This window comes from Vibrio sp. TRT 29B02, assembly GCF_050113655.1.
Classification (GTDB): domain Bacteria; phylum Pseudomonadota; class Gammaproteobacteria; order Enterobacterales; family Vibrionaceae; genus Vibrio.
In genome coordinates this window covers 47765-65741 of the sequence record NZ_JBNJOJ010000001.1, presented here as the reverse complement: position 1 = coordinate 65741, position 17977 = coordinate 47765, and the positions used below count along the sequence as shown (strand labels likewise).

Genomic DNA, 17977 nt, shown 5'->3' with positions numbered 1-17977 from the left:
GATTAAAAATCGTAGCGAACACCAAGGCGTAAGGTATCTTCACCCGTATCCTTGAATCCGTCGGCGTTCGTATCCGTCGACGTTACGCCATTAGAGTAGTAAGAAACATAGGTACGGAAATTACTGTTGAATTTGTAATAACCGACCAGCTCTACACCATCAGTATCATCATATTTACTGCCATTTGCTTGCTTGTTCTCCTGATTGGTGTAAAGCAACGCAGCAGAAAGCTGCTTGGTAAACTTGTATTGAGCCACCACTTCTAAGGCGGTGAACTCTTTGTCGTTCGTCCCTGTCGCTTTATCATCAAGATCACCAATAGAGTAAGTGGCACCAAGATAAAGATTGTCGAGCGTATAACCGAGACCACCAAGCACTTGTGATTGGCTGCCTAGCCCTTTACCTAGATCTGCGGCCGAAAATGCCAAACCAATATCCAACCCAAACGGCGCAGAATAGATCCCGGAAATACCATAGCCATCGGTGTCTTCTTCACTATTGGCTTGGTAGGTCGCCTGTAGTTTGAAAGATTCAAATGCTCCGCGATACGCAACCACACTGTCCTGCTTGTCGCTTGATGAATTATTGACTTGCTGGATCCCAGAGAATTCCGTGATGTCCGTTAGATCAGAGACAATGACAGACGCCATATCTTGACGACCGAACGATAAGGCATGACCATCAAAATCGACTCCTGCGTACATATAGCGGTTTTCAAATTCGTCTTTACCTGTGTCTTGCTCTGCTTCGTACACGCCAAATGCTGTCATGCCTTGGGCTATTTCAGACTTCCCTTTTAAATTCAGACGAGCACGGGTACTGTCATCCATCGTGCCCTGAATTTCAGCCCCCTTTGAGGTACCGATAAAGTCACCTCTAAACTCAACACGGCCACCGACTTGAAATTCGGTACCCTCTGCCTTGTACACGGTCGCTGCCAATGAAGATCCTGATACCAATGCTGCACATACTGCAGACGCTGCCACTGCTAATTTCATCTTACGTTACCTTTTAGTTTTCAATGAGCTTCATGCTCGAATGGGTTAATGCGAGATAAATTAATGTGCCAGCGTGACGCTTTGATGGCTGAACCATGACGGTTAAGTGGCGAAATAATGGAAGTAATGTGACAGGGCATGCCAAAGAAGACCTGCCCTATCGAGATGAAACTGATTGCTAACGTTTGTCTTTAGGCGAGTCCATCACTACCATGGTGGTAATCGACTGAACGTGCCTACACTCACCTAATACATCGGCGTGAAACTTTTTATAACTTGGTAAATCCTTGGTTTCTACACGGAGTAAATACTCGTTGGCCCCCGTAATGTTGTGGCATTCCACCACCTCATCGACAAAACGCACATGCTGTTCAAACTCTTGCTGAGCCTGTTTTCTGTGGCTGGCTAAGCCGATTGAAACATAAGCAATAAATCCGATACCAAGGCGGCTGTTATCCAGAATCACACGGTAACCTTTGATGACTCGCTGCTTCTCCAACTCCTGGACCCGTCGCAGCGTCGCTGATGGCGATAAACCAATACGCTCCGCAAGTTCAACATTGGAGATTCTTCCGTCTAACTTGAGCTCGTGCAATATCCTTTCGTCAAAACGATCCATTTCATCTCTTTATTGTGCAAATAACCAATTAGATTCGAATAAAAACACAAAATTGCTCACTTTTCCACCTAATATAGCCATTGACCGGTCAAGAGAAGCTCATCACGCAACTTTGTTGCGATCACTTTGCAATTAGGAACTCTCATGGAATTTGAACAACTTAGTGCTCTCATTTTATTTGCTTTTGTCTCGACCTTTACCCCAGGCCCCAATAACATCATGTTGATGACGTCTGGAGCCAATGTGGGTTATATGCGCACGCTTCCGCACATGTGTGGGATAGCAGTTGGCTTTGCGTTTATGGTATTGCTTGTTGGCCTAGGCTTGACCAAGATATTTGAAGCTTATCCAACAGCGCATGTCGTACTAAAATACGTCAGCTTGGCCTATCTGGCTTATTTGGCGCTTAAGATTGCGTTAAGTGGTAGAGCCTCAACAGTTGATGACTTTAGACCAATGAGCTTTCTTGCCGCAGCAAGCTTTCAGTGGGTCAACCCCAAAGGCTGGTCAATGGCTCTCAGTTCCGTCACCTTGTATAGCAATGGTGGAAGTTGGTTTGAACTAATGATCATATCAAGTACCTTTTTAATCGTGAACTTTCCCTCTGGTACTTTTTGGATACTGGCGGGACGTGAGCTACAACGTTGGCTAACCAGTACACTTCGTATTCGAAGCTTTAATATCGCGATGGCTACACTGCTCGTCGCCTCAACCCTGCCGATGATCTAGCTGGGCTGAATGTAAATTTACTTAAAGATGCTATCTAACTTGAAATTGTGCTGCTAATCTTAAACGCGAATACGAACAATTATCGGGTAAGAAATGAATAAGCCATCTCCAAGACAAGTAACCATCTCAGCGACTGAATCCATCACTCCCAACATGCAGCGCATTACTCTTCAGAGTGATGCGCTTGTTGAATTCCCTGCCGATTGTGAAGGTAGCTACATCAAGTTACTGTTTACACCATCAGGTGGCACTGATCTCACCACGATGAGCGAAGGCGATCGCCCTATCATGCGCACTTACACCATCCGCCGCTTTGACGCCGATAACGGATTGATTGAAGTCGATTTTGTTAAACATATTACTGAGGATCTACAGTGCGGATTTGCCGCTCGATGGGCAATGAGTGCCAAAGTGGGTGAACGCATTTCTATTGCGGGTCCAGGTTCGATTCAAGATATGAATACAGAAGCGGACTGGTTTTTTATGACCGCCGATATGACCGCACTGCCAGCACTATCCGCTAAGATCCGCCGTTTGCCGCATGATGCAAAAGGCTATGCTGTGATCAAGGTTATTTCAGAGCTCGATATTCAGCCTATTGAGACGCCAAGTCACTTTGACGTTAAATGGATTTTCGCAAACGAATCGCTAGTCGACACAGTACGTTCTTTACCTTGGCATGCAGGTAAAACTTCCGTTTGGTGCGCGTGTGAGTTTGACTCTATGCGAGGGCTACGCCAGTACTTTAGAAATGAAAGACAGGTAGAAAGAGAAAATATCTACATCAGTAGTTATTGGAAACAAGGCGTTGCAGAAGACGGTCACAAAGTGATTAAACGCCAAGATGCGGAACAGCATGACAACTAACCGGGATATAGATTGAGGGAATTTCTCCCTCAATCTGTTCATTAGTGAACCGTCAGACCAACTTCTCCGCGAGAAAATCAATCAACAACCGAACTTTAGGCGATAGGTTTCTGTTTTGCGGATAAAGCGCCCAAATACCTTCGCGTTCATCTCGATACTCCGTCAATACTTCGATCAAATCACCCTCATCCAAAGCGTGTTGAACATAGTGGTCGGGCAGTTGAACTAAACCTAGCCCTCGTTTCGCCGCATCAAGCAGCGCATAGCCTGAATTGCAGTGAATTCGGCCTGTAACGCGTATTGATTTTTCGCTCTTTGCATCCCTAAAGCGCCAGTAGTCTACTGACCCCACAAGGCACTGATGGCGAGCTAACTCAGATAATGTATAAGGCTCTCCATATCTGTCTAGGTAGCTCGGGCTAGCACAAACGTATAACTGCCGACTTGAGAGACGTTTTGCGATCAAACTCGAATCTTGTAGACGACCAAGGCGAATCGCCACATCAAAGCCCATCTCAATAAGATCCAGCTTCTGGTTGGTCAACATAAGCTCCAGATCGACCTGTGGGTACTGTTCCAGAAACTGATGCAACAAAGGCGCTAAATTTTGCTCACCGAAGGTGACTGGGGCGGTCACTTTTAACAATCCCTTCGGCGTTGACTGCATCTGAGTAACCGCCAGTTCAGCCAATTCTAACCCCTCCACAAGATGCTTACATTGCTGGAAGTAAACATGCCCAGCTTCGGTGAGGGTGACTTTGCGAGTCGTCCTGTTAAATAGCTTAACGGCCAAACGTTCCTCTAGCGTAGAAATGCGACGGCTGACCTGCGCAACTGAAGTCGCCAGTTTGTTTGCCGCCGCCGTAAATGAGTGTGTTTCCGCCACCGCGACAAACTCACTGACTCCTTCCCAATTCGCCATCTTGTCACTCTGTAATATTCAAGGTCATCTAACGGTCAATTATTGCAAAAAAGACAACAATCTCACAAGAATCGAAGTCGTGAATTGTTTAGCCGGATAGGTTCAAAGCAAAAAACCGCACTTCGATTGTGATAACATGGCCTCCTGTTCCGATTCCAAAAGCGACTGAAAATGTCTAAAGTCAAACTGTCACTGAGTATACTCATCATCACGATCGCACTCGTACTAGCATGGGTGTTCATTCCTACCCATGTTCGTCTCGGCAACGAAATCCTTAATCAATCAATTGGTGGTGGCTACAAATTGGTCGGTCACAAAGCGATATCAACCGATCCTCAAGCCGGTAAATTGAACCACTTCTTCCTCATCGATCAATCAGCCAGCGTCTCAGACTCAGAACCTTTTTTGATCACATCTGACCCATTTATTACTGTGACTAAGGTTGATGACAACAAATTATCGCTCTCGGTCAATGGTCGAGTTAAGTTCCTTGATAATGACGTTTGGATCGAAAGACCCGACGGTACAGTGCAACATTGGTACGTCAGTGCGAATATCAATTACATCCGCTAGCCTCTCACTGCGCTAGCATTCCAGACACAAACAGGTAAAATCACGCCAGTTGTTTTTACCTGTAGTGAATACCCTAATGCACCACCCTCAAGATCTATTTACCCGTTTCTCCACTGATATCGCACATTATTCACTACCAGAGAAATTTACCTTTCCGTTTTATTATCAACCGCACCCATTGTGCGTGTTAGCGGCTGAGCAACTGCAACAACACTTGACGACCCAGAAGCAATGGCAACATAACTTTGGCATCGATGGTGATGCAGCAGGAACGGGTAAAATGTTTGGCGTTCTACTGGTTAAGTCTCCTCTAGGTGAAATTGGTTATCTCTCTGCTTTTTCTGGCAAGATCGCAGACCAAAACCTACTACCAGGCTTTGTACCACCGGTGTTTGATATGCTGGCAGAGGAAAGTTTCTTTCGTTCAGATCTGGCTAATATAACTGAGATCAATAGTGCGGTTACCCAGCAGCAATCCAACCCCCGCTTTATAGAGCTTAAACAGACGTTAAGTCAATTACAGCAAGACTATCAGAGCGAAGAACATCAGCAGCGTCAAGCCATTATTGCTGGCCGAGCAGCGCGTAAAATGCAACGCGAACGCGGCGAACAAACATTAAGTAAAGCGGAGCTCGATGCGCTGTTAGTAGCGTTAGGCAAAGAGAGTGTCGCTGAAAAAAACAAACTCAAATACCTCAAGTTAGAGTGGGAAGAAAGAATCGCGGCGATCACAGCAGAGCTTGATGTCTTGCAGACGTCACTAGAACAGCTCAAGCAACAGAGAAAACAGTTGTCCAATACCCTGCAAAATAAACTGTTCAATCAATACCGTTTTCTTAATGCACATGGACAACAACAGTCTCTATCTGCAATCTTTGCACCGACGACGAGCCCGACTCCTCCCGCAGGAGCAGGCGAATGTGCGGCACCAAAGTTGTTACATTACGCCTTTAAGCACAACTTCAAACCATTAGCGCTGGCGGAATTCTGGTGGGGAGTCTCTCCCAAATCGGAAATTCGACAGCACGCAAAGTTCTATCCATCCTGTAATAGCAAGTGCCAGCCAATATTAGGTCACATGTTGCAAGGCTTGCTGGTTGACGACAACCCACTGGAAGAGAGCTGGGCACAAGACAAAGAGTTGGAAATCTTATACGAAGACGAAGCATTAGTCGTCGTAAACAAACCTTCGGGCCTACTATCAGTGCCAGGCAAGATCATCTCGGACTCTGCCTATACACGCTTACAAATGCGTTATCCCGACGCAGAAGGACCATTTGTCATCCATCGATTGGATATGGCCACATCGGGATTGCTGGTTTTTGCACTCACTAAACGCGCCAACAAAAGCCTCCAGAAACAGTTTATCTCCCGCAGCGTACACAAGCGCTATGTCGCTTTGCTCGAGGGTAGTGTTGACCAAGAGAGCGGCCAGATTACTCTACCAATGCGAGGGGATCCCGTTGACCGCCCTCGCCAATTGGTCTGTTTTGAGCATGGCAAACCCGCTGAAACTTACTGGGAAAAAATTAACACCACTGACGGACGAAGCAAGCTCTACCTCTATCCGAAAACTGGACGCACGCACCAACTAAGGGTTCACTGTGCACACCATCTCGGACTAAACCTGCCTATGGTCGGTGATGGATTGTATGGTGAGAAAGCAGATCGCTTACATCTACACGCAGAGCGGTTGGAGTTTGACCACCCTTATAGCAAAGAGAGACTAACCTTTTCAGCACCGGCCGAGTTTTAGCTCGCAGACAGGACTCACTGCGCGGACTAGAAACCGTCAATGCTGTGAGTCTAGTCAGGCTTTTGTTATCTAAGGGTTCAGACCTCAACCTAATCAGTGTATGACAATGTCTTAAAGCCAGCCTACAAGGAATGTTCAAATATGTCTGATTACACTGCTACGGTTAAATGGCAACGTGGCGAGCAAGAGCCCTTTAACGACAATCAATACAGCCGTGGCCACACTTGGGAGTTTGATGGCGGAATCGTTGTTCCCGCCTCGTCTTCACCTCATGTTGTCCCCCTACCCTTTTCAGTGGCGGAAAATGTTGATCCTGAAGAAGCGTATATCGCTGCGATCTCCAGCTGTCACATGCTAACTTTCCTTGGCATAGCCGCCAAACAGCGCTACGTGATCGACCAGTACATCGATCACGCTGTTGGTTATATGGAAGAAGACTCTCAAGGAAGAAGCTCCGTGACACAAGTGATTCTGCGGCCCGACATCATTTTCGTTGGAGACAAGCAACCAACGTTTGAGCAGTTGCAAAAACTCCATCACCTTGCTCATCAACACTGCTTCATCGCGAATTCAGTCAAAACAGAGATAACCACTGAAATCCTTGCTTAGAAGCGGTAAAGCGAGAGAAACAAAGCTAATCAAAATAACTCACTTCATGCTACACTCAGCGTCAATTATGGGGTAAACGCCCACTACGATAAAAAACCTGAGTGTAACCATGCCATTCTCCAAACTTGGCCTGAGCCAACCGATCACCGACGTGATTTCTCAACTTGGCTACAGCAAGCCAACTACAATTCAACAACAAGCGATTCCAGTGATCTTACGTGGTGATGACCTTATCGCTGCGGCACAGACGGGAACCGGTAAAACCGCCAGCTTTGTTCTGCCAATTTTACAAAAGCTCAGTCAAGGGCAAACCCAGCGTAAGAAACGCATTCGCGCTCTCATCCTTGCTCCTACCCGTGAGCTTGCAATGCAAGTTGAGCAAAAGGTACAAGATTATAGTAAGAATCTGTCTCTCACCTCTCTCGCTATGTACGGTGGCGTCGATGAGAGTAGCCAGAAACAAGCATTAATCGATGGTGTCGATATTCTGGTTGCAACACCAGGCCGCCTAATTGATATGTATGGCAAACGCGCAGTGCATTTCGATGAAGTCGAAGTGCTGGTACTCGATGAAGCAGACCGAATGCTCGACATGGGCTTCATTGAAGACATCAACAAGATTCTCGATCGTTTGCCTACCGATATTCAGCATCTTCTGTTTTCGGCAACCCTGTCGAACAAGGTGCGCGATCTGGCTAAAACCGCGGTTCATGACCCGTATGAAATCTCTATTGCGGCCAACCAAGCATCAAAGAAAAACATTGAGCAATGGCTGATAACGGTAGACAAAGACAGAAAATCAGCGCTGCTGAGTCATCTGATCAATGAGAATGACTGGGATCAGGCGCTGATTTTTATCGAAACTAAACATGGCGCAGCCAAGCTGGCGTCGCAGCTTGAAAAGCGCGGCATCATTGCTGAAGCGTTTCACAGTGGCCGAAGTCAGGCGGTGCGTTCACAACTACTCGCTGACTTCAAAGCAGGCAAAATTAAATACATGATTGCGACAGGCGTCGGCGCTCGCGGTATTGATATTGAAGGGCTATCGAGAGTCATTAACTATGATCTGCCATTCCCAGCAGACGAGTATGTTCATCGCATTGGTCGTACGGGTCGTGCGGATGCGCAAGGTGAAGCGATTTCATTTGTCTCGAAAGATAACTTCAAGAACCTTTGCATGATCGAATCTCGTTTAGGTCACTTGATTGAGCGCCGTGAAATTGAAGGTTTTGAGCCTCGTAAGCCAGTGCCGATTTCTATCTTAAACTATGTGCCAAAACACAAACGCCAACAAAAGGATAATTGATGAACGCACCAACTAAAATTACCTTTTTTGAGTTTCTGACTCCGTTGATCACGGCGGGAAAAAAGACCATTACCATCCGTGATGAGTCTGAGTCCCATTATGTTCCAGGAACGGAAGTGGAGGTGTACACCTTAGAAACTGACCAAAAAGTCTGCAACATTAAGATACTGTCGGTTACCCCCCTCCACTTTGATGATATCAACGAGTTCCATGCCGAGCAGGAATCGATTGAACTACCAAAACTCAAAGCACTGATTAGGGAGATTTACCCTAATACAGACACCCTTTTCGAAATCAGTTACGAGCTCGTTTAAGTGGCTTAACGCAGGCTACCAACGGTAGCCTGTGTCTTCTCATCAAGTTAATCTTGGTTCCGCCTGTTCGTTCGATCACTCTCTTAACCAGTCCATGGTTATGTCACGAAAAACAAAAACTAGACGACTGGTCTAATTTAAATTATAGTAGCGCCATGAACGCTAAAACTCAAGACACTCGTCAACACATACTCGAAGTCGGCTACCAATTGGTCGTGGCTAAAGGCTTTACTACGGTTGGCCTATCTGAATTGCTTAAAAGTGCAGATGTACCTAAAGGTTCTTTCTATCACTACTTCAAATCAAAAGAACAGTTTGGAGAAGCGCTTATTGAAGAGTATTTCAAAACTTATCTGACACGAGTCGGTGACTTATTGTCGCATGACAAGACAACTGGCCGCGAACGCCTGCTAGATTATTTTTCGCGCTGGTTAGATGTCGACAACGGGATGTGTAACGCCAATAAGTGTTTGGTGGTAAAGCTAAGTGCTGAAGTAGCGGATTTATCAGAGCCTATGAGGTCGAAATTGGCGTCCGGTGCAGAAAAGATAGTTCAGATGCTGGCCAAATGCATTCAATCTGGTATTGAAGATGGCTCAATTCACTGTCGTGATGCGGATCAAATGGCACGTCAGCTCTATCAGCAATGGCTTGGGGCAAGTTTATTGAACAAATTGCATCAAGATGGCCGCAATCTGGAATCTTGCTACATTGCGACTCAACAACTTTTAAACAACTAATAATACCCGCCACTTTACACGGCGGGATTTTTTGAAACATCAACTAGACGACTGGTCTAATAATAAGGAACTACCCATGACTAATTCAACGAATCGCCGCATTGTCCTCGCTTCAAGACCGGTAGGTGCTCCGGTCGACAGTAACTTCCGTCTTGAGAATGTCGATAAACCAACACCTGCCGAAGGAGAAATGCTACTTCGCAGTGTTTACCTTTCTCTTGATCCCTACATGCGTGGACGTATGAGCGATGCTAAATCTTACGCCGATCCTGTCGCTTTGGGTGAAGTGATGGTTGGCGGTAGCGTTTGTCAGGTAGAGCAATCCAACCACCCTGACTTTGAAGTCGGTGAATGGGTTCTCGCCTTTACCGGTTGGCAGGACTACGGCATTTCAAATGGAGAAGGTCTCATTAAGATGGGTAAAGCACCTTCTCATCCATCTTATGCGTTAGGCGTTATGGGCATGCCAGGCTTCACCGCTTACATGGGGCTGCTAGACATTGGTCAGCCTAAAGCGGGAGAAACTCTAGTCGTTGCGGCTGCGACTGGCGCAGTGGGCTCTATGGTTGGCCAGATTGGTAAGTTAAAGGGCTGTCGAGTTATCGGTGTCGCTGGTGGTGAAGAAAAATGCCGTTACGCAAAAGAACAGTTAGGCTTTGATGAATGTATTGATCATAAGGCCGACGATTTCGCCGAGCAGCTAGCAAAGGTGTGTGATAAGGGTATTGATATCTATTTCGAGAACGTTGGCGGCAAAGTATTTGATGCAGTAATGCCTCTCCTAAATACCAGCGCTCGTGTTCCTCTATGTGGGTTAATTTCTCAGTACAACGCGACAGAATTGCCTGCTGGGCCAGACCGCATGTCAATGCTAATGGCTCAACTGCTGATCAAACGCATTAAAATGCAAGGCTTTATCATTTTTGACGACTACGCTCACCGCTATGGCGAATTTGCAGCAGACATGGGGCAATGGCTAGCTGAAGGCAAAATTCACTACCGCGAGCATCTGGTTGAAGGTCTAGAAAACGCACCACAAGCCTTTATCGGCCTGCTGGAAGGAAAAAACTTCGGTAAACTCGTTGTTCAAACCAACGCTGCCCTTTGATCTAAACGTAGTGATCGAACACTAAAACATCATGCCAAAGAGGGCTCACTGTGGTGAGCCCTCTTTGCTGTTGCGAATCCAAACCAACCGTCCTCAACGTCTTTTCCAATCCGCGCTATTTGCTGAAGATAAAATTTGGCAATCGTGCAAAACCTAAACTAAATTTATTGATGAAACCAAATAGGAAAAGAGGTGCATATAGCACCTCTCTATTGGCTTAGCTCTGTAGGAACAATGAGGGGTGAACCATGAAAAGCTTCGATTTTTTTAGACTGTTTGACACCAAAGAGCTGTTTATTTTTTACTGATTTTTGCCTAGCGCTTTAATCAATACAGAGGTATCCATACGGCCATAGCCATCTTTTTGCAGTTGAGCGTATCGTTGGTCAATATCTTTAGTCAGAGGCAACTCGATACCAACGCGTTTTGCTTCTTTAAGACAGAATCCAAGATCTTTACGCATCCAATCGATGGCGAAGCCGAAATCAAACTGATCGTTAGCCATAGTGACTGCGCGATTCTCCATTTGCCATGATCCTGCGGCACCATGCTTTAAAGTATCAACGACTTTTTCAACATCAAGACCCGTTTTCTGCGCAAGCAAAATGGCTTCGCTGAGGCCTTGCAATACAGCACCCACACAAATCTGGTTAACCATCTTACAGCGTTGACCCTGCCCGTTTTCACCAAACAAGCTGACTTGTTTCGCATAGGCATCCATCACGGGAGATACGGCATCAAATACACTCTGATCACCACCGCACATGATGGTCAACACGCCATTTTCTGCGCCTGCTTGTCCACCAGAAACAGGGGCGTCAATAAAGGCATTTCCATTCTCTTTCGCCGCATCTGCCAACTCAATCGCCAACTCTGCCGACGTCGTCGTATGATCAACCAATACTGCTCCTGGTTTTAGCCCTGCCAAGACACCATCTTCACCGTAAACAACGCTGCGCACGTCATCATCGTTACCAACACAGACAAAAACCACATCGCAATCTTGCGCGGCTTCTCTCGGTGTTGCACACGGCGTTCCTTGATACTCTTCAGCCCAACGCTCTGCCTTAGCCGATGTGCGGTTATACACCTTAGTCTGGTTTCCCGCTTTGCTAAGATAACCCGCCATTGGATAGCCCATCACTCCTAATCCGATGAAGGCGACTTTGTTGCTCATGACTCTATCTCTCTGTTATAGATTGTTGTGTTGCCAGTGTACTAAATAATGGCGGACAAATTAACTTCTCAAACGAACTGTTGTTCACATTCGAAAAGTACGCAAACTTAGCATTGTTTGTCACCGATAAGGGCAGATTAACCAACCACCTCTACCCATTTACAAAACAAATCGCCCCAGCGAAGACGATTAAAATTGTCGAGATATCATTGATATGCTCTTTTACTCACTTGACTAATTGTGCCAGAATCAACGCAGTTACTTCCATGTTTAATAAGTTGTCACATGAATTATCAAGCCGCTATCTTCGATATGGATGGCCTTCTACTCGACACTGAACGTGTCTGTATGCGCGTCTTCAAACAGGCCTGCGCTACAACCCATCAACCTTTCCATGAAGAGGTTTACCGATCGATTATTGGTTGTAACTCTGCAACGATTGAAAAGATCTTTCGTCACGCTTATGGGGAGCACTACCAAACCGTACACGATGAGTGGCGAGTCAACTACAACGCTATCGTCAAGCATCAGGCAATACCTGTCAAAGATGGCGTTATAGAGCTACTTGAGTGGCTAAAAAGCCACAAGATTCCAACGGCTGTCGCCACTTCAACACATAAGGATGTCGCCACTTTTAAGCTTAAACTGGCAGGTCTCGATAAGTATTTTGATAGCCTGACTTGTGGTTGCGAAGTGTCACATGGCAAACCTGACCCAGAGATTTACCTACTCGCCGCAACGCGTTTGGGAGTAGACCCGACTAAGTGTCTCGCGTTTGAAGACTCAAACAATGGTGTACGTAGTGCAGTGGCAGCGCGAATGAATACCTATCAAATCCCAGATCTGCTTGAACCTAGTGAGGATGTGATCGCCCTTGGCCACCAGATCCTGCCATCATTGCATGATGCCCTAGCCGATTTAAAACAGCAGTAATCTCGACAGCGAGTAAGCATTTCTCATCATTGCTTTACTCGCTACTTCTTCGCCGACCATCTTGTCGAACACGGCACCTCGCCCTTATACCCTTTACCAATTTTCAATAACTAAGCGTTCTATAGGCAGTTTGTTACTTAGGGTTTTTATCGACTAAAGTGACCCAATAATAGTATTGAACGCAATCCGAATAAGGAACGACAATGACAACTCAATACGTACCACCTAAAGTTTGGAAGAACCAACCTAGCTCAGGAAACCAATGGGCAAATATTAATCGCCCAGAAGCAGGGGCTCGATTTGAAAGGGATCTACCTGTTGGCGAACATCCCCTTCAGCTCTACTCTTTAGGCACTCCGAATGGCCAAAAAGTCACCATTTTATTGGAAGAGTTACTCGCCCTTGGTATTAAGGAGGCGGAGTATGATGCGCACCTAATTAAAATTGGGGATTCCGATCAGTTCTCTTCAGGATTCGTTGCCGTAAACCCGAACTCTAAGATACCTGCGTTGGTCGACAATTCAGGCGAAACACCTGAGAACGTGTTTGAATCGGCGTCAATTTTGGTTCACTTAGCAGAAAAATTTGGCAAGTTCTTACCACAAAGTGGGCCTGCCCGTACCCAAACCTTCAACTGGTTGTTCTGGGCTCAAGGTTCCGCACCATTCTTAGGTGGAGGCTTTGGCCACTTCTACGCGTATGCCGATGAGAAGCAAGAATACCCGATTAACCGCTTTGCGATGGAAGCCAAACGTCAGTTAGACGTACTGGACAAGCAGTTGGCAAACAACACCTTTGTCGCTGGTGAAGAGTACACGATTGCGGATATGGCGATCTGGCCATGGTATGGAAACCTAGTACTAGGCAAATTGTATAACGCAGCTGAGTTCTTACAGGTAGAGAGCTACACCCATGTGGTCCGTTGGGCCAAACAGATTGAGTCTCGTCAAGCCGTACAGCGAGGACGTATTGTGAACCGACCATTTGGTGAAGAGTGGGAACAGGTGCTCGAACGCCATAGCGCAGAGGATATCGATAAAGTCATGGCGTTAAAGCCAGAGTAAGGATGACCGGTGCTGAAAGAGGATGATGTCAGGAAGGCTAGAAAGTACACATCCTTGTGTCGTATTGCTCTGAGTTAAATCCAAACCAGAGACAACAGCAAAAATGGTAAGGCAATTGCCGACGCCATTTTTGCTAACGCCAAAAATTCTCGCATCATCACTTCACGCATAGGTGAAACAATCGCTGTAGAATATGACGCCGCAACTTGTGCACTGTTCATAAACCCTCAAACGGATAGAGTGTTAAGGAGCGGCGATTCTACAGACTGCCTACTGCGAGTTCAACCATGGTAACAGTTGAATCTGTTTCGTCCGGCTAGCCCCATTAAAGAAACCCAATCTTAGTGATCACCATTTTATGGTCAGAGCCGTTTGGATGATTGATACTTCGTCGTTCACATATACGCCTTCCTTCCAAGGATGACTTTAACCATAAGTGATCAATCGCAATCATTGAAAAATCGGGGGTCGCAACCTCTTGAGCCCAATTAGGCCAACTCGCCACTGGCACCGTTTGAAAACTTGGCAAAATCTGACCAAACCTCAGGCTGACCGCGGATAGGTTGAAATCTCCAACCACCAGCATTTCATCGCTCGGATAAAGTTCAATGATAGACTCTATCGTCCTTATCAAGGCATTACGTCGATACCAGAGCTCTTTAGTCCTTGGTGAAGGAGGATGTGCAGCAATAAAGGTCACCGCACTATGCTTATTTGGCATCCACACACCGTGGATGATGGCTTGCTGATCTGGCGTCATGTACACGGAGACGTCTCGCAGTGGCGCTCGACTCAAAATCATCTGGCTAGAAGGGTAACCAATTCCCTCTTGTCCGCCGTAGTAATAGGGATACACATCATCGAGTGTCTTGAGTTTTTCACCTATCTCAGGCGCAACCTCTTGCAGCACGACTAAATCAGTGGGATTCGATAGCAGGCGGTTTATAAATTGATTGATGTTTCTGTTGCCGTAGTAAAGATTAAACTGACTCACTGTGATCGGATTAACGCAGTTGGTGACTAAAGTGTGCTGAGAGTTTGGAGCGAGGAGCAAGAACACACCCGATAACAAAACAGACACGACCCCCTGCGCCCAACACTTCTTCAATATCAAGGCCAACGCGAGTCCCCAGTAGATCAATAGAAAGACCGCCGGAAACGCGACAATGTTTTCAATCCACCAAGTCGATTCATAAAATGAGAATCCGACCCATGTCAATGTTGGACTGAAGATCAATAACCAGACTAAGCTGCGCTTTATCAATCGGCTCTCCTTATGCACGATATCAACCAAGTATGCGTCAAGCTGTCACATTACTCCGCTACACTATGAAATATAGCTCAACTCAAGTGACTAACAGTCAGCTACCTCTGCGCACAAATGCATAATTATGCAATTTTGATCTTAATATCCTGATTCGTAATGCAATTCAATACATACCGTGAGATCTCAAATTGTTAATATTTAGAACAATTAACACTGATATCTTTAACATTTCATTAAACGATTGCTATAATCTAAGTTCTTATTTTTAGGCAACTTACGGTATTACATGACCAAGCTTACGGATAAAAAACTGCTGAACTTAATTACTTATGCTCCAGCTTCCATCGTTGCTGTCTTCACTCTATTCTGGATAATCCTTACCGCAAGAGACGTCATTCTAAACTCCGAAGAGCAATTACGCGCATTACGCCAAGAACATCAACAACAGCAACTGGCAACCCTAACCAGCCGAGTCGAATATGTTGAGCAGCAAATCCGCTACGCACGCACTCAAACAGAAGCCGAATTAGAAAGCACGATAAAAGAGCAGATATATCAAGCTCACAACATCGCGACACGCCTATACGAAAGCAACAAATCTTTGCCCGAGGCTGAAGTCACCAAACTCATTACCGATGCCCTCCGCGATATACGTTTCAATAACGGTCGTGGTTACTTCTTTATCTACAAAACCGATGGTTTGAGCATCATGCATCCCCTACTTCCTCGTGTCGAAGGCACCTCTTTGTGGGATTTTGAAGATGTTCGCGGCAGCTACATCGTCCGCGAGATGGGAGAAGAGGTGAAAAAGCATGGCGAAGCATTCTATCGCTGGTGGTTTGTTAAGCCAGATAACAAAAATAAAGAGTTTGAAAAAGTTGGCTTTGGTAAGTACTTCGAACCCTATGACTGGTTTATCGGTACGGGCGACTATGTCGTCGATGTAGAAAATGATATCAAGAAAAGGGTGCTTCACTGGTTGATAAATCTTAGATTTGATCAATTTGGCTATGTGTTCGTCATCGAAAATGACGGGACGATTCTTTCGCACATTGAGTCTGACTTGATTGGCAAGAATGCGTATAACCTCGACAGTTCCGAATCTTTACAAGGCGCTTTAGCCCTCATGGACGCCAATAGAGAATTTGTACACTACAAAGCCACCTTTGGACCTGAAGATATCTCAGATTACTCTAAAACCAGTTACGTCGTTCAAGATGAAAGCTGGCAATGGACAATCGGCGCCGGTGTGTATGATGAAATCAATATGCGCTATCTGGCCTCTGTCGAGCAGCAGGCTAAACTTGAACAACGCAGCACCTTACAGCAGCTGTTAGTCATTGGGCTAAGCACAACCGCCATCGTGGCTCTTTTTTCCATTGCTTTAAGCCGTCTCATCGCCAAACGCTTTAAGCGATTTGAAAAACGAATCAACAACGACTTCGAGTATTTGCAGTCCACTAAGGATCAATTGGAGTACATTGCTTCCCATGATGAACTCACTGGCCTACCCAACCGTTCTCAGTTACATCAACGTATTAGAGAGGGCATCAAGCAATCGGAGCAAGCATGTTGTCAGTTAGCGGTGATGTTTGTAGACCTTGATGACTTTAAGAAAGTGAACGATTTATATGGCCACTCAGCAGGAGACCGTCTACTCAGTGAAATCGGTAAGAAGTTTGAGGCATTTCTTGGGCCCAACGATTTTGTAGCGCGTTTCGGTGGCGATGAGTTTATCTTCTGTTTCTCCGGCTTAACTAATCTCGCTGAAACCGAAGCAAAAGTTGACAGTATTAAGCAAGTCTTTAAGCAGCAATTTGTCATCGATGGCAAGGTGCTATTTGCCAGTTGCTCTATCGGTGTCTCTATGTACCCTTCCGATGGTGATGAACCCGAAGAACTCATTTCCAAAGCTGATATCGTGCTCTACAAGTCGAAGGCTCGTCAAAAAGGTGATGTACTGTTTTTCGATAGCAGTATTAACAAACAAGTTCAGTATGACTTCCTACTCGAACGCGAATTACGCGGTGCGGTTGAGCGCGGTGAGCTTTCCGTGGTTTATCAGCCACAGATTTGTGCAGACAGCGGTAAACTGTACGGAGTTGAAAGCTTGCTACGCTGGAGCAATACTCAACTTGGCCATGTCTCTCCACTGGAGTTTATTTCTCTGGCAGAAGAGATTGGTCTGATACATCAGTTAGGTGACTTTGTAATTAACAAGGCGTGCGAGGAGTTTAGCCAACTGTTCCCTTCTCCTCAATTTGATTTGGTTCTTTCAATCAACATCTCACCGATGCAGTTGATGAACGAACAGCTTATTCCTAACTTGCTGGCGGCAACCGATAGGCACCAGTTGCCTAATCATCGAGTGACATTAGAAATCACCGAAAATGTCCTTATTAGCGATCTCCCTAAAGTCGCACCTGTCATTAGCAAACTGAAGGAACTTGGGTTCACTATATCACTAGATGATTTTGGTACAGGCTATTCATCGTTAAGCTATCTGAGCAACCTACCACTCGACGAGCTCAAAATTGATCGAGTCTTCGTCGACAAGATGCTGAGTTCGGAGCAGAGTGATTCGCTCGTTAAAGCGATCCTTGCGATTGCCAAGTCTGCGGAAATGCGTGTCGTTGCTGAAGGGGTCGAAACGGAAGCCCAGAGAAGGATTTTGATCGAATATGGATGTGATGTGCTGCAAGGCTATTTAATTGAACGCCCTATCAGTATCGATCAATTAGCAGAAAGGTACGCGTCGACCATACAAGAAAACTCGACGTCGAAGACAAATCTGTAGCCCGAAGATTTCATATTTGGAATTTATCTTTGCGTTTTTACTGTTTAACCAATCGTGACAAAAGTGTTACTTTAAACGTCATTGGTTACACTGATATAAAGAAATTCCAAAGACCGAACACTCTTTATAACAGTTTAAATAAGGATATGGACCAACAATCTCCAAACAAACAATATGAATTGTTGCCCTTTTTAGCCC

The 17977-nt window shown here is 45.7% G+C and carries 18 protein-coding genes; 12 read left to right on the top strand and 6 right to left on the bottom strand.

What is annotated here, in order from left to right:
* Positions 1 to 2 precede the first annotated feature (2 nt).
* Both ACQEXT_RS00275 and ACQEXT_RS00270 read right to left on the bottom strand, forming a co-directional pair.
* On the bottom strand, positions 3 to 998 hold the full coding sequence (locus tag ACQEXT_RS00275) for a porin (RefSeq protein WP_426950069.1): 996 nt from the start codon (positions 996 to 998) through the stop codon (positions 3 to 5).
* Between the two features lie 178 nt (positions 999 to 1176).
* Positions 1177 to 1617, bottom strand: coding sequence for an Lrp/AsnC family transcriptional regulator (locus tag ACQEXT_RS00270; protein ID WP_138971112.1), 441 nt, complete (start codon positions 1615 to 1617; stop codon positions 1177 to 1179).
* Positions 1618 to 1761: 144 nt separating this feature from the next.
* Between ACQEXT_RS00270 and ACQEXT_RS00265 the strand changes: the two genes are divergently transcribed.
* Both ACQEXT_RS00265 and ACQEXT_RS00260 read left to right on the top strand, forming a co-directional pair.
* Positions 1762 to 2346 carry a LysE family translocator gene (locus ACQEXT_RS00265; RefSeq protein WP_426950067.1) on the top strand — a complete coding sequence of 195 codons (585 nt, stop codon included), beginning with the start codon at positions 1762 to 1764 and terminating at the stop codon, positions 2344 to 2346.
* 93 nt (positions 2347 to 2439) lie between these two features.
* Positions 2440 to 3213: a siderophore-interacting protein gene (locus tag ACQEXT_RS00260; protein ID WP_426950066.1), complete on the top strand. Its 774-nt coding sequence runs from the start codon at positions 2440 to 2442 to the stop codon at positions 3211 to 3213.
* Positions 3214 to 3265: 52 nt separating this feature from the next.
* Here the strand turns inward: ACQEXT_RS00260 and ACQEXT_RS00255 are convergent, their stop codons facing one another.
* The gene (locus ACQEXT_RS00255) at positions 3266 to 4135 is read right to left on the bottom strand and encodes a LysR family transcriptional regulator (protein ID WP_426950064.1); all 870 of its coding nucleotides are present in this window, start codon (positions 4133 to 4135) and stop codon (positions 3266 to 3268) included.
* 171 nt (positions 4136 to 4306) lie between these two features.
* Between ACQEXT_RS00255 and ACQEXT_RS00250 the strand changes: the two genes are divergently transcribed.
* The 7 genes from ACQEXT_RS00250 (at position 4307) to ACQEXT_RS00220 (ending at position 10541) form a co-directional block, all read left to right on the top strand.
* On the top strand, positions 4307 to 4708 hold the full coding sequence (locus tag ACQEXT_RS00250) for a hypothetical protein (protein ID WP_426950063.1): 402 nt from the start codon (positions 4307 to 4309) through the stop codon (positions 4706 to 4708).
* A gap of 76 nt (positions 4709 to 4784) precedes the next feature.
* Positions 4785 to 6464: a pseudouridine synthase gene (locus tag ACQEXT_RS00245; protein ID WP_426950062.1), complete on the top strand. Its 1680-nt coding sequence runs from the start codon at positions 4785 to 4787 to the stop codon at positions 6462 to 6464.
* A gap of 141 nt (positions 6465 to 6605) precedes the next feature.
* Complete coding sequence (locus ACQEXT_RS00240; protein ID WP_138971106.1) at positions 6606 to 7073, top strand: OsmC family protein; 468 nt, start codon at positions 6606 to 6608, stop codon at positions 7071 to 7073.
* A 109-nt stretch (positions 7074 to 7182) separates the two neighbouring features.
* Positions 7183 to 8379: a DEAD/DEAH box helicase gene (locus ACQEXT_RS00235; protein WP_138971105.1), complete on the top strand. Its 1197-nt coding sequence runs from the start codon at positions 7183 to 7185 to the stop codon at positions 8377 to 8379.
* Complete coding sequence (gene yqfB / locus ACQEXT_RS00230) at positions 8376 to 8693, top strand: N(4)-acetylcytidine aminohydrolase (RefSeq protein ID WP_426950060.1); 318 nt, start codon at positions 8376 to 8378, stop codon at positions 8691 to 8693. The genes ACQEXT_RS00235 and yqfB overlap by 4 nt, the downstream gene beginning before the upstream one ends.
* Positions 8694 to 8848: 155 nt before the next feature.
* On the top strand, positions 8849 to 9433 hold the full coding sequence (locus ACQEXT_RS00225) for a TetR/AcrR family transcriptional regulator (protein ID WP_426950059.1): 585 nt from the start codon (positions 8849 to 8851) through the stop codon (positions 9431 to 9433).
* A 76-nt stretch (positions 9434 to 9509) separates the two neighbouring features.
* Positions 9510 to 10541 carry an NADP-dependent oxidoreductase gene (locus ACQEXT_RS00220; protein ID WP_426950058.1) on the top strand — a complete coding sequence of 344 codons (1032 nt, stop codon included), beginning with the start codon at positions 9510 to 9512 and terminating at the stop codon, positions 10539 to 10541.
* Positions 10542 to 10842: 301 nt separating this feature from the next.
* On the opposite strand, the gene ACQEXT_RS00215 is transcribed toward ACQEXT_RS00220, so the two are convergent.
* Positions 10843 to 11718 carry an NAD(P)-dependent oxidoreductase gene (locus ACQEXT_RS00215; RefSeq protein ID WP_426950057.1) on the bottom strand — a complete coding sequence of 292 codons (876 nt, stop codon included), beginning with the start codon at positions 11716 to 11718 and terminating at the stop codon, positions 10843 to 10845.
* Between the two features lie 285 nt (positions 11719 to 12003).
* Here ACQEXT_RS00215 and ACQEXT_RS00210 point away from each other — a divergent pair, with 285 nt between their 5' ends.
* Both ACQEXT_RS00210 and yghU read left to right on the top strand, forming a co-directional pair.
* Positions 12004 to 12651 (top strand): HAD family hydrolase, encoded by a 648-nt coding sequence (locus ACQEXT_RS00210; protein WP_426950055.1) that lies wholly within the window; start codon positions 12004 to 12006, stop codon positions 12649 to 12651.
* A 203-nt stretch (positions 12652 to 12854) separates the two neighbouring features.
* The gene (gene yghU, locus ACQEXT_RS00205) at positions 12855 to 13715 is read left to right on the top strand and encodes a glutathione-dependent disulfide-bond oxidoreductase (RefSeq protein WP_426950053.1); all 861 of its coding nucleotides are present in this window, start codon (positions 12855 to 12857) and stop codon (positions 13713 to 13715) included.
* A 74-nt stretch (positions 13716 to 13789) separates the two neighbouring features.
* Here yghU and ACQEXT_RS00200 read toward each other — a convergent pair whose 3' ends face one another.
* Together ACQEXT_RS00200 and ACQEXT_RS00195 are read right to left on the bottom strand one after the other, a co-directional pair.
* Positions 13790 to 13936 carry a hypothetical protein gene (locus ACQEXT_RS00200; RefSeq protein ID WP_171052136.1) on the bottom strand — a complete coding sequence of 49 codons (147 nt, stop codon included), beginning with the start codon at positions 13934 to 13936 and terminating at the stop codon, positions 13790 to 13792.
* A 104-nt stretch (positions 13937 to 14040) separates the two neighbouring features.
* Entirely contained in the window at positions 14041 to 14976 is a 936-nt protein-coding gene (locus tag ACQEXT_RS00195) for an endonuclease/exonuclease/phosphatase family protein (protein WP_138971123.1), read from the bottom strand.
* 292 nt (positions 14977 to 15268) lie between these two features.
* Between ACQEXT_RS00195 and ACQEXT_RS00190 the strand changes: the two genes are divergently transcribed.
* The gene (locus tag ACQEXT_RS00190) at positions 15269 to 17779 is read left to right on the top strand and encodes a bifunctional diguanylate cyclase/phosphodiesterase (RefSeq protein ID WP_426950052.1); all 2511 of its coding nucleotides are present in this window, start codon (positions 15269 to 15271) and stop codon (positions 17777 to 17779) included.
* The last annotated feature ends 198 nt before the right edge of the window (positions 17780 to 17977 follow it).